We start from the raw sequence: 11718 nt of genomic DNA, 5'->3' as shown, positions 1-11718 counted from the left end.
GCCTTGACGTTGGCGGGCAGGCCGCGCAGGGCCTTGAGCTTGGCCTTGTAGGCGGTGAGTTCGGCGCGGGTGGGGAGCTTGCCGTGCACCAGCAGGTGGGCGATCTCTTCGAACTCGCAGGTCTCGGCGATGTCGATGATGTCGTAGCCACGGTAGTGCAGGTCGTTGCCGGTACGGCCGACCGTGCATAGCGCTGTATTGCCGGCGGTCACGCCCGACAGGGCGACGGATTTCTTCGGCTTAGGGGTGTTCTGCGGGACTGGCTGCTGCTCTGACATCGTGTCTCCTGTCTGGCCTCTCACCCGCGCCTGGCCCGGGCTGGACCCTGTGTCATAGGGTGGTCATTGCCTGGGCGCACCGCGCAAATGCCGCGCGATGCCACGCCCCAGGCAGCGTTCATGCAAAAAAGCGGTCCAGCACATTGCCCGGCAGGCCGGCGCCGGTGGCATGCGCACGCTGCAGCAGCGACCAGTAATAGCGGTAGCTGGCGCGGTCGTGCAACTGGCCCTGGTGGCGGATCGGCGCCCAGTTGTTCTCGTAGGCGGCCATCAGTATCTCGCTGGCCGCGCCGATCTCCGCGCCGCCAGGGCGGAAGGCCGCCACGATCGGCTGGATCTGGCTGGGGTGGATGCTCCACTTGCGCAGGTAGCCGAACTCGGCACGCGCCCGTATCGCATCGTCTCCAGCGCGCGCGGGCTGCTCGATATCGGTGCTGACATTGTGCGACGGCACTTTGCCATGACGATGGCAGGCTGCCGAGATCTCGAGCATGGCACGCCGGATCAGCGGGTGCTCGAACTGCTGCGGCGAGCGCATGGCTTCGCCCGGAATGGCACCGTGGTGCGCCGAGACGAAATCCATCAAGCCGAAGCTGAGGCATTCCACCTGCACCAGCCGGGCGATATCGAAAGCCTGCTCCAGCGCGGCGTGCGTCTCTATCAGCACATGAATGGGGATGTGGCGCGCAATGCCGGCCGCGCGCGCGGCCTGGTTGACGTGGTCGGTGACGCGGGCGACCTCCACCACGTCGGTTACCTTGGGCACGACCACATAGGCCAGGCGGGCGCCGGCACTGCCGACCAGGATGTCGATGTCCTGGCGCCAGCTGGCATGGGCAGGGTCGTGTACGCGAACGCCCACGCGGTTGAAGCGGTTCAGCGGGCCGTTGATGAGGCGAGCGCACAATTCGGCGTGATCGCGCTCCAGGCCCACGGCGGCGCCGTCTTCGCAGTCGAAAGTGATATCGAACACGGGCCCAAGCTCTTGCTGCAGGGCAAGCGATTTCAGCATCAGCTTTTCGCTGCCGGCATAGTGGTCGCAGACCGGCAGTTGCGTCGGAATGGCTTCGCCCTGGAACAAGACCTCGGAAGGATGCACTTTATTCAATCGGATAGCGGTTGGGGGAGGGAAGGGCGGGGCGCCAGAATGAAAAAACCGGAGCCCGCGCCGATTCGTGAATCGTTGCGGGGCTCCGGCTTAGTCATTGGCGGTGCCTGGATCAGCCGAGCAGATGCTGCACGCCGGCACGCTCTTCTTCCAGTTCCTTGAGCGTGATGTTGATCTTTTCCCGGCTGTAGGCGTCGACTTCAAGGCCCTTGACCATTTCATACTTGCCGTTGGCGGTGGTCACCGGGAAGCCGAACATGGTGTCCTCGGGGATGCCGTAGGAACCGTCGGACGGGATGCCCATGGTGACCCACTTGCCGTTCGAGCCCAGGACCCAGTCATGCACGTGGTCGATGGCGGCGTTGGCGGCCGAAGCTGCCGACGACAGGCCACGCGCCTCGATGATGGCGGCGCCGCGCTTGCCGACGGTCGGGAGGAACACGTCATTGTTCCAGGCGTGGTCGTTGATCAGGTCCTTGACGCTCTGGCCGTCGACGGTCGCGTAGCGGTAGTCGGCGTACATGGTCGGGCTGTGGTTGCCCCAGACGAACATCTTCTCGATCGACGCGACAGGCTTGCCGGTCTTGGCGGCGATTTGCGACAGGGCACGATTGTGATCCAGGCGCAGCATGGCGGTGAAGTTCTCCTTGGGCAGGCTCGGAGCCGACTTCATCGCGATATAGGCGTTGGTATTGGCCGGGTTGCCGACCACCAGCACCTTGATGTCGCGGGCGGCGACTTCGTCCAGTGCCTTACCCTGCACCGTGAAGATCTGGGCGTTGGCTTCGAGCAGGTCCTTGCGCTCCATGCCCTTGCTGCGCGGACGGGCACCGACCAGCAGCGCGACGTTGGCATCCTTGAACGCGACCTTGGGATCGTCGGTGATCACCACGCCGGCCAGCAGCGGGAATGCGCAATCTTCCAGTTCCATCACCACGCCCTTGACGGCGGCCTGGGCTTGCGGGAGGTCGAGCAGTTGGAGGATGACCGGCTGGTCTTTGCCGAGCATGTCGCCATTGGCAATGCGGAACAGCAGGGAGTAGCCGATCTGGCCAGCGGCGCCGGTGACTGCGACGCGCATTGGGGCTTTAGCCATGAGTAATTCTCCAAACAAGAAGAGGGGGAAACTGGTCGGTGGCGAGCCGGACGGGGGTCCGGACGTCACCGGGTGCGGATTTGTCGCCACGGCGGCAGGCGGCAATCCACCGGCGCGCTGCTAACGATGCCGACTGGAGAGAGCCACAACGGGTCATGGGGTGCGACAAAGCGTAAGTCTACTGCGAAGAGGGGTGCCGTATCCAGAGTGGATGCCAGCGTGAAACCTGCGGGAGTGTAGGCCGGCTCAATTGTGTTGTCAATTCATATGTCTTATATAAGACATAAGACATTTGATGTCGGGCTGGACGCCCTTTGCCATTTTGTGGTGAAATTCGGTTATGTCATCCCTGCCCCCGTCCCTCGCCGGCACTGCCGTTGCTGCAGTGCAGGATAACGGCGCCGCTGCGCCCGGCGCCGGGACGCAGCCGTCCGCGGCCGCCGCGGCCTCGCCTACGTTCAGCCCGCTCTATCAGCAGATCAAGGCGCTCATCACGCAGAGCCTGCAGTCCGGCGAATGGAAGCCAGGCGAAATGATCCCCAGCGAGATGGACCTTGCCGCGCGCTACAAGGTCAGCCAGGGCACCGTGCGCAAGGCGATCGACGAACTCGCGGCCGAGAACCTGGTCGCGCGCCGGCAGGGCAAGGGCACCTTTGTCACGACGCACCACGAGGATGGCGTGAAGTTCCGCTTCCTGCGCCTGGTGCCGGACGAGGGCGAGCCGCATTATGGCGCAAGCCAGGTGCTGGAGTGCAAGCGCCTGCGCGCGCCGGCCGAAATCGCACGCCTGCTGGAGATCCGCACCGGCGATAGCGTGGTGCAGATCCGCCGCGTGCTGTTTTTCTCCGGCGAAGCCACGGTGCTGGACGAAATCTGGCTGCTGGGTACCAACTTCAAGGGCCTGACCGCCGAAAAGCTGACCGAATGGAAGGGGCCGATGTATGCGCTGTTCGAGGCCGAATTCGGCACGCGCATGATCCGGGCCACCGAGAAAATCCGCGCCGTGGCGGCAGATAGCGCCACCGCCACCCTGCTGTCCGTCGATGCGGGGACGCCGCTTTTGTCCGTCGAGCGGGTCTCGTTCACCTATGGCGACCGGCCCGTCGAGGTCCGGCGGGGGCTGTACGTCACTACCCGGCACTATTATCAGAACGATTTGAGCTGAGCTGCCGTGTGGAAATGCGGGTGGATTATTGCCGACGCCGCCACGGCGGACCCCGCCGTTGCGCAAAGCGGGGGAGATTACCGGGCGGCGTGGTTGCGTTCGATTGTCGGGCACGCCATGTTGGTGCGCGATAGCTGAAAATTATTGGTGCGCCGCGCAACAAAGGCGCTAAAATTATCGGGATTTGCTCCGGCTGCATCCATTTGCATCCAGAGCGCTCAGTAGTTTTGTTTTTTGTTTACCGCAAAATGGGGTCTCGCATGGCTGAAGCCAAACAAGCCAGGCCGGAGTTCCGGAACATCCATGTGACGCAGCTGGCGCGTTACAGGTTGCCCTGGGCCGGCAAGGTGTCCATCCTGCATCGCGCAAGCGGTGCTCTGATGTTCCTCCTCCTTCCTTTCGTCCTGTATCTCTTCGAGCAGAGCGTCACTTCCGAACTGAGTTTCGCAAAGTTCTCGGCGCTGCTGTCCGGTGGCTTCGTCAAGCTGGTTCTGCTGGCCCTGATCTGGGGTTACCTGCACCACTTCTGCGCTGGCATCCGTTTCCTGCTGCTCGACGTGCACGTCGGTGTGACCAAGGCCGCTTCGGCCAAGTCCGCTGTCTCCGTGCTGATCATCAGCCTGTTGCTCACCGCGGTGTTCGGCCTGAAGCTGTTCGGCCTGTTCTGAGGAGAGAGTCAACGTGGCAAATAATAATATCGGTCCCAAGCGTCTGGTCGTCGGTGCGCACTACGGTCTGAAAGACTGGCTCGCGCAGCGCGTCACCGCTGTCATCATGGTGGTCTTCACCGTCGTGCTGGCAGTCGCCTTCCTGCTCTCGAACGGCGCTTCCTACGAAGCGTGGGCAGGTCTCTTCGCCAACCAATGGATGAAGATCATCACGTTCCTCACCATCCTGTCGCTGCTGTTTCACGCCTGGATTGGCGTGCGCGACATCTGGATGGACTATGTGAAGCCGATGGCCGTGCGCCTCGTGCTGCAAGTTCTTACGATTCTGTGGCTCGTCGGTTGCGCGGGCTACGCAGCTCAGATTCTCTGGAGGGTGTAATAAATGGTCGCAGTCAAGACAGGATTGCCGCGTCGTCGCTTTGACGTGGTCATCGTCGGGGCGGGCGGCGCCGGGATGCGCGCATCCCWCCAGCTCGCAGAGGCCGGCCTGAACGTGGCCGTGCTTTCCAAGGTTTTCCCGACCCGCTCGCACACCGTGGCGGCGCAGGGCGGCATCGGCGCCTCGCTCGGCAACATGAGCGAGGACAACTGGCACTATCACTTCTACGACACCATCAAGGGTTCCGATTGGCTGGGCGACCAGGACGCGATCGAATTCATGTGCCGTGAAGCGCCCAAGGTGGTCTACGAGCTCGAACACTTCGGCATGCCGTTCGACCGCAACCCCGACGGCACCATCTACCAGCGTCCGTTTGGCGGCCACACGTCCAACTACGGCGAGAAGCCGGTCCAGCGCGCTTGCGCCGCGGCCGACCGTACCGGCCACGCACTGCTGCATACGCTGTACCAGCGTAATGTGCGCGCCAAGACGCACTTCTTCGTCGAATGGATGGCGCTGGACCTGATCCGCGACGCCGACGGCGACGTGCTGGGCGTGACCGCGCTGGAAATGGAAACCGGCGAAGTCTACATCCTCGAAGCCAAGACCACGCTGTTCGCCACCGGCGGCGCCGGCCGGATCTATGCCGCTTCGACCAACGCCTTCATCAACACCGGTGACGGCCTGGGCATGGCAGCGCGCGCAGGCGTGCCGCTGGAGGACATGGAGTTCTGGCAGTTCCACCCGACCGGCGTGGCCGGCGCGGGCGTGCTGATCACCGAAGGCGTGCGCGGCGAAGGCGGTATCCTGCGCAACAAGGACGGCGAGCGCTTCATGGAGCGCTATGCGCCGACGCTGAAGGACCTGGCGCCGCGCGACTTCGTCTCGCGCTCGATGGACCAGGAAATCAAGGAAGGCCGCGGCTGCGGCCCGAACGGCGACTACGTGCTGCTGGACCTGACGCACGTTGGCGCGGACACCATCATGAAGCGCCTGCCGTCGATCCGCGAGATCGGCGTCAAGTTCGCCAACGTGGACGCGATCAAGGAACCGATCCCGGTGGTGCCGACCATCCATTACCAGATGGGCGGTATCCCGACGAATATCAATGGCCAGGTGGTGGCGCCGAAGAACGGCAATCCCAACGAGGTCATCAACGGTTTCTACGCGATCGGCGAATGCTCCTGCGTGTCGGTGCACGGCGCCAACCGCCTGGGCACCAACTCGCTGCTGGACCTGGTGGTGTTCGGCCGCGCGGCCGGCAACCATATCGCGGCGACGGCGATCAAGCAGAAAGAGCACAAGCCGCTGCCGGCCGATGCCGCCGACCGCGCCATGTCGCGCCTGGCCAAGCTGCAATCGTCGACCTCGGGTGAATACACCCAGGACGTGGCCAACGACATCCGCAAGAACATGCAGTCGCATGCGGGCGTGTTCCGTACGCAGAAGCTGATGGATGAGGGCGTCGAGCGCATCCTGGAAGTGACCGAGCGTGCCAACAACATTCACCTGAAGGACAAGTCCAAGGTCTTCAACACCGCACTGGTGGAAGCCCTGGAAGTGGCCAACCTGGTGGAAGTGGCGAAGGCCACCATGATCTCGGCGGCTGCCCGCAAGGAATCCCGCGGTGCGCACGCGCACAGCGATTTCCCGAATCGCGACGACGAGAGCTGGCTCAAGCACACCCTGTTCTACAGCGAAGGCAACCGCCTCGAATACAAGCCGGTGAAGATGAACCCGCTGACGGTGGAAAGCGTTCCGCCCAAGGCCCGGACCTTCTAAGCACCGCCGTAGACGACCCACAGGACCCACAGAAATGAAGCGTATTTTCGAAGTCTACCGCTACGATCCGGACAAGGATGCTGCGCCCCGCATGCAGACTTACGAGGTCGAGCTTGACGGTCATGAGCGCATGTTGCTGGACGCGCTGGTCAAGCTGAAGAAGCTGGACGAAACCATCTCGTTCCGCCGTTCCTGCCGCGAAGGCGTGTGTGGTTCGGACGCGATGAACATCAACGGCAAGAACGGTCTGGCCTGCCTGACCAATATGCGCGAGCTGCCGGACCGCATCGTATTGCGTCCGCTGCCCGGCCTGCCGGTGGTGCGCGACCTGATCGTCGACATGACGCAGTTCTTCAAGCAGTACAACTCGATCAAGCCGTACCTCATCAACGACGAGCCGCCGCCCGAGAAAGAGCGCCTGCAGTCGCCCGAGGAACGCGACGAGCTGGATGGCCTGTATGAGTGCATCCTGTGCGCAAGCTGCTCGACGTCGTGCCCGTCGTTCTGGTGGAACCCGGACAAGTTCGTCGGCCCGGCCGGCCTGCTGCAAGCCTATCGCTTTATCGCGGACAGCCGCGACCAGGCGACCAGCGAGCGTCTGGACGACCTGAACGACCCGTACCGCCTGTTCCGTTGCCACAGCATCATGAACTGCGTCGACGTTTGCCCGAAGGGACTGAACCCGACCAAGGCCATCGGCAAGATCAAGGAGCTGATGGTTCGCCGCTCGGTCTGATCCGCGCGGTGGATGTAAGCGGCGCGTCAGTCCGGGCTATCAAACTGCATACCCGACCGGCGCGCCGGAAGTAGGTACCTATGACCGAAAGTGTTTCCCCCAGTTTCTCCCACCAGGCCGATCCGCACCGGCGTGCGCGACTGCGCTGGCGCGCGCGGCGCGGCCTCCTGGAGAACGACATCATCGTCGAACGTTTTTTCAACCGTTACGAAGAAAGCCTATCCGACCAGGACGTGGCCGCGCTCTCCGAGCTGTTCGAGCTGAGCGACAACGAGTTGATGGACCTGCTGCTTGCCCGCAAGGAGCTGGACGGTGAGCTCGACACGCCCCCGATGCAGCACGTGATTGCCCTGCTGCGTTCGGTCTGAGTTTCGTCAACATTATTAGTCAGCATTAGAAGGAACCGACATGACGCCGTCCGATGTGAAAGCCACGCTATCGTTTTCCGATGGTTCCCCCAGCGTTGAGCTGCCGATTTATACGGGTACCGTTGGCCCCGACGTAATCGATATTCGCAAGCTGTACGGACAAACCGGCAAGTTCACCTATGACCCCGGTTTCATGTCGACGGCTTCGTGCAATTCGAAGATCACCTATATCGACGGCGACAAGGGCGAACTGCTGTACCGCGGCTACCCGATCGAGCAGCTGGCGACCAAGTGCGACCACCTGGAAACCTGCTACCTGCTGCTCAAGGGCGAACTGCCCAACGCCAAGCAGAAGGAAGAATTCGTCGGTGCCGTGATGAACCACACCATGGTTCACGAGCAGATGCAGTTTTTCCTGCGCGGCTTCCGCCGCGATGCCCACCCGATGGCCGTCCTGACGGGCCTGGTGGGTGCCATGAGCGCGTTCTACCACGACGCCATGGACATCGATGATCCGCACCAGCGCGAAATCTCCGCGATCCGCCTGATCGCCAAGATGCCGACCCTGGTCGCCATGGCCTACAAGTACAACATCGGCCAGCCGTACATCTATCCGCAGAACGACCTGTCCTACTCGGGCAACTTCATGCAGATGATGTTCTCCACGCCGTGCGCTCCGTACAAGGTGAACCCGGTGCTCGAGCGCGCGCTGGACCGCATCTTCATCCTGCACGCGGACCACGAGCAGAACGCATCCACCTCCACGGTGCGCCTGGCCGGCTCCTCGGGTACCAACCCGTTCGCCGCCATCGCCGCCGGCGTGGCTTGCCTGTGGGGCCCGGCCCACGGTGGCGCCAACGAAGCCGCCCTCAAGATGCTTGAGGAAATCGGCAGCGTCGACAACATCACGGAGTTCATCAAGCAGGTCAAGGACAAGAACTCGGGCGTCCGCCTGATGGGCTTTGGCCACCGCGTGTACAAGAACTACGACCCGCGTGCCAAGCTGATGCGCGAAACCTGCTATGAAGTGCTGAACGAACTGGGCCTGCACAACGACCCGCTGTTCAAGCTCGCCATGGAACTGGAAAAGATCGCGCTGGAAGACGAGTACTTCGTCAGCCGCAAGCTGTACCCGAACGTCGACTTCTACTCGGGCATCGTGCAGCGCGCGCTGGGCATCCCGACGTCGCTGTTCACCTGCATCTTCGCCCTGGCACGCACGCCGGGCTGGATCTCGCAGTGGGAAGAAATGATCACCGATCCGGAGTACAAGATCGGCCGTCCGCGCCAGCTGTTCAACGGTGCGGCAAGCCGCAACGTGCCGGATATCGGCACGCGTTGAGCTTTTCGCCCAAGGGCAGGGGGCCATGCCGAAGTAGGGTGTGGATAACCTGGTCCCCGTGAGCAGCGCAGCAATACCAAACGCCCCGGCCATGCCGGGGCGTTTGTCATTCAGGCCAGGCAGCCCTTGTGCGTCGCAAAAGAATGATTGCCGAAAAGGTGGCGAAAACGTCAATTTTCGATGATTTGTGCCGAAAATCTGCTAATTGCGTCCTCATTTGTTGTGCAAATATGCCATCCGGCGCGGAGTTTGACCCTATAATGCGGGCTGCTTTGCCGACAGCAGCCGGGCCACCCTTCCGGACTGCGTTGAGGCGAGCGGGGCAGGCGAATCACCTGCGCAATAGAGAACGCATTAACGTTGTCTTTCCGAACCAAGGTCCTCTCCGCTGTATCCGGGAGGGCTGGCACATGCCGGGCCCCGCACACGCTTTATGTCTTGCAGGCCCGTCTTCCGCGTCTCGGGCGTCTTCCAGGTTGTAGCTCGCGGGTGTTGTTCGATTGCGCAGGTCATGCCGCCTCAGTCCATGACCAATACATATCGAGGAGCTCCTGATGACGCTGTCCCGTCTTACGTCCATCTCCCTGGCCACGGCCCTGTGCGCTTTCGGCGCCACCGCCAACGCGGAGACCATCAAGATTGCCATTGCCGGCCCCATGAGCGGCTCGGTTGCCCAGTACGGCGACATGGTCAAGGCTGGCGCGCTGACTGCCATCGAGCAGATCAATGCCGCCGGCGGCGCGGGCGGCAACAAGTTCGAAGTGGTGCTGATGGACGACGCCTGCGAACCCAAGCAAGCCGTGGCGGTTGCCAACAAGATCGTCAGCCAGAAGATCCACTACGTAATCGGGCACGTGTGCTCGGGCTCGACCATCCCCGCCTCCGACATCTACGAGAACGAAGGCGTCGTGATGGTCACCCCGTCGGCCACCGCGCCGCAGCTGACCGAAAACAAGAAGCGCAAGTTCATCTTCCGCACCATCGGCCGTGACGACCAGCAAGGCCCGGCCGCTGCCCAGTACATCATCACCAAGGTCAAGCCCAAGAAGGTTGCGATCCTGCACGACAAGCAGTCGTACGGTCAGGGCATCGCGTCCTCGGTGAAGAAGGACCTGGAAGCCGCCAAGATCCCGGTCGCCGTGTTCGAAGGCGTGAATGCCGGCGATTCGGACTACTCCGCCGTGATCACCAAGCTCAAGTCGCAAGGCGTGGACTTCGTCTACTTCGGCGGCTACCACCCGGAAATGGGCCTGCTGATGCGCCAGGCGCGCGAGCAGGGCGTCAAGGCGACCTTCATGGGTCCTGAAGGCGTGGGCAACAAGGACGTGACCGCCATTGCCGGCGCGTCGTCCGAAGGCATGCTGGTGACGTTGCCGGCCGACTTCTCCGCCGATCCGTCCAATGCCGCGCTGGTCAAGGCTTTCGCCGACAAAAAGCGCGATGCCAACGGCCCGTTCCAGATGCCGGCCTATGCCGCGGTCCAGATCATCGGCGACGCCATCGCCGGCGCCAAGAGCACCGACCCGACCAAGGTCGCGGCCTACATGCACAAGAACGCCTTCCAGACCCCGATCGGCAAGGTCGAGTACGACGCGCAGGGCGACCTGAAGTCGTTCAGGTTCGTTGTGTTCACCTGGCACAAGGACGCTACCAAGACCGCTGCCAACTAAGCCGCACATCGGCTTGATACGCCCCGCTCATGGTTTGAGCGGGGCGTTTTGGTATCGGGGTCCGGTTGCCCGGCCGGTGCGGCTTATCCGCCGCAGCCGGTGCCTGGGCAACTCCGGCATCACGGAGCTTGCCAGGCGCTTGCGCATCTCCTGCAGCGCCGGCTTCTCCTGCTTCAAAGTTATGGGGCTTCCCGCATGAACGAGTTCCTTCCGCAGTTCACCCAGCAACTGGTCAATGGCCTGACGCTGGGTGCGATCTATGCGCTGATTGCCATTGGCTACACCATGGTCTACGGCATCATCGGCATGATCAATTTTGCCCACGGCGAGATCTATATGATCGGCGCCTACGTGGGCCTGGTGACGCTCACTGCGATCGGTGCGAGCGCGGGTTATCCGCTGCCGCTGGTGCTGGGCGCCGCCTTGCTGGTTTCGGTGCTGGTCACCGGCCTGTACGGCTTCGCGGTGGAGCGGGTGGCCTACCGGCCCCTGCGCGGCGGGCCGCGGCTGGTGCCGCTGATCTCCGCCATCGGCATGTCGATCTTCCTGCAGAACTATGTGCAGATCGGGCAGGGCGCGCGCGACGTGTCCGTGCCGGTGCTGCTCTCCGGCGCCATCGAGTTCCAGATGGGCAGCGACTTCACCGTGACCATGCCGTATTCGCGGCTGCTGATCGTGGGCGTGACGCTGGTGCTGATGATCGCGCTGACGCTGTTTATCGGCCATTCGCGCATGGGCCGCGCCTGCCGCGCCTGCGCCGAAGACATGCGCATGGCCAACCTGCTCGGCATCGACACCAACCGCGTGATCTCCTTCACCTTCGTGCTGGGCGCGATGCTGGCGGCGGTGGGCGGTGTGCTGATCGGCCTGACCATCGGCAAGCTCAATCCCTATATCGGCTTCGTCGCAGGCATCAAGGCTTTTACCGCGGCGGTGCTTGGCGGCATCGGCAGCATCCCCGGCGCCATGCTGGGCGGTGTGCTGCTGGGCTTGGCGGAAACCTTTGCCTCCGGCTACATGCCGGCCGAGTACAAGGACGTGGTGGCCTTCGGCCTGCTGGTGCTGATCCTGCTGTTCCGCCCGACCGGCCTGCTGGGCAAGCCCGACGTTGAAAAGGTATGACGCC

The 11718-nt window shown here is 63.0% G+C and carries 12 protein-coding genes; 9 read left to right on the top strand and 3 right to left on the bottom strand.

Annotated elements, in window-relative coordinates; all coding sequences use genetic code 11:
• From AC1DT6_RS37345 to AC1DT6_RS37335, 3 genes are all read right to left on the bottom strand, one after another.
• Positions 1 to 278, bottom strand: a 278-nt coding sequence (locus tag AC1DT6_RS37345; RefSeq protein WP_441635729.1) for a citrate/2-methylcitrate synthase, incomplete at its 3' end; no start/stop codon positions are given.
• A gap of 118 nt (positions 279 to 396) precedes the next feature.
• Positions 397 to 1377 carry an HpcH/HpaI aldolase/citrate lyase family protein gene (locus AC1DT6_RS37340; RefSeq protein WP_441635727.1) on the bottom strand — a complete coding sequence of 327 codons (981 nt, stop codon included), beginning with the start codon at positions 1375 to 1377 and terminating at the stop codon, positions 397 to 399.
• Positions 1378 to 1498: 121 nt separating this feature from the next.
• On the bottom strand, positions 1499 to 2482 hold the full coding sequence (locus AC1DT6_RS37335) for a malate dehydrogenase (RefSeq protein ID WP_276290632.1): 984 nt from the start codon (positions 2480 to 2482) through the stop codon (positions 1499 to 1501).
• Between the two features lie 340 nt (positions 2483 to 2822).
• Between AC1DT6_RS37335 and AC1DT6_RS37330 the strand changes: the two genes are divergently transcribed.
• The 9 genes from AC1DT6_RS37330 (at position 2823) to livH (ending at position 11714) form a co-directional block, all read left to right on the top strand.
• Entirely contained in the window at positions 2823 to 3647 is an 825-nt protein-coding gene (locus AC1DT6_RS37330; RefSeq protein ID WP_477102346.1) for a GntR family transcriptional regulator, read from the top strand.
• A 260-nt stretch (positions 3648 to 3907) separates the two neighbouring features.
• On the top strand, positions 3908 to 4315 hold the full coding sequence (sdhC, locus tag AC1DT6_RS37325) for a succinate dehydrogenase, cytochrome b556 subunit (RefSeq protein WP_045242017.1): 408 nt from the start codon (positions 3908 to 3910) through the stop codon (positions 4313 to 4315).
• Positions 4316 to 4328: 13 nt separating this feature from the next.
• Positions 4329 to 4694 carry a succinate dehydrogenase, hydrophobic membrane anchor protein gene (sdhD, locus tag AC1DT6_RS37320; RefSeq protein WP_006161623.1) on the top strand — a complete coding sequence of 122 codons (366 nt, stop codon included), beginning with the start codon at positions 4329 to 4331 and terminating at the stop codon, positions 4692 to 4694.
• A gap of 3 nt (positions 4695 to 4697) precedes the next feature.
• Positions 4698 to 6476: a succinate dehydrogenase flavoprotein subunit gene (gene sdhA / locus AC1DT6_RS37315; RefSeq protein WP_477115424.1), complete on the top strand. Its 1779-nt coding sequence runs from the start codon at positions 4698 to 4700 to the stop codon at positions 6474 to 6476.
• A gap of 34 nt (positions 6477 to 6510) precedes the next feature.
• Positions 6511 to 7212: a succinate dehydrogenase iron-sulfur subunit gene (locus AC1DT6_RS37310; protein ID WP_045242019.1), complete on the top strand. Its 702-nt coding sequence runs from the start codon at positions 6511 to 6513 to the stop codon at positions 7210 to 7212.
• Positions 7213 to 7292: 80 nt separating this feature from the next.
• A complete protein-coding gene (locus tag AC1DT6_RS37305; RefSeq protein ID WP_045242020.1) occupies positions 7293 to 7580 on the top strand; it encodes an FAD assembly factor SdhE in 288 nt (95 codons plus the stop codon).
• Between the two features lie 40 nt (positions 7581 to 7620).
• Positions 7621 to 8922, top strand: coding sequence for a citrate synthase (gltA, locus tag AC1DT6_RS37300; RefSeq protein WP_441635721.1), 1302 nt, complete (start codon positions 7621 to 7623; stop codon positions 8920 to 8922).
• A 554-nt stretch (positions 8923 to 9476) separates the two neighbouring features.
• On the top strand, positions 9477 to 10592 hold the full coding sequence (locus AC1DT6_RS37295; RefSeq protein ID WP_441635719.1) for a branched-chain amino acid ABC transporter substrate-binding protein: 1116 nt from the start codon (positions 9477 to 9479) through the stop codon (positions 10590 to 10592).
• A 195-nt stretch (positions 10593 to 10787) separates the two neighbouring features.
• Complete coding sequence (gene livH / locus AC1DT6_RS37290; RefSeq protein ID WP_441635717.1) at positions 10788 to 11714, top strand: high-affinity branched-chain amino acid ABC transporter permease LivH; 927 nt, start codon at positions 10788 to 10790, stop codon at positions 11712 to 11714.
• Positions 11715 to 11718 lie beyond the last annotated feature (4 nt).

This window comes from Cupriavidus sp. 01L45 (assembly GCF_056399885.1).
This window is presented reverse-complemented; position numbering and strand designations above follow the sequence as displayed.